The organism is Psychrobacillus sp. Z3-81 (assembly GCF_056620325.1).
Genome location: NZ_JBWQPU010000034.1, coordinates 1 through 347 on the forward strand (window position 1 = coordinate 1; position 347 = coordinate 347).

Sequence of the window (347 nt, forward strand, 5' to 3'; positions counted from 1 at the left end):
CACTTGAAGAAGGTCAAAAAGTTGAGTTTTCAGTAGAAAACGGCCAACGTGGACCACAAGCTGCAAACATCGTAAAATTATAATTTTAATGATGTAACCAGGTAAAAAGAGACATCCTTTCATTAGGATGTCTCTTTTTTTCGTAGGTGATATGTTTCGATCGTAGTCTAATATGGGCATATGCTTTAAAGGCTGGCAAAGGAATAGGAAATCGTATCACTAGACAAATGTAACTTTTAATTATATACTAGGTTTAATAAGATTGTATACAAGAAAAACAAAAATTCACCTATTACAAAGAGTATTCGTGTCTTATTTGGAACTTTTTGTAATATGTGAATTTTTTC

General features: G+C 31.7%; 1 protein-coding gene. It reads left to right on the plus strand.

All coding sequences use genetic code 11. From position 1 onward, the window contains the following. A partial coding sequence (locus AC1ECF_RS17530; RefSeq protein WP_480390725.1) for a cold shock domain-containing protein occupies window positions 1-83 on the plus strand: 83 nt, incomplete at its 5' end. Between the last annotated feature and the right edge of the window lie 264 nt (window positions 84-347).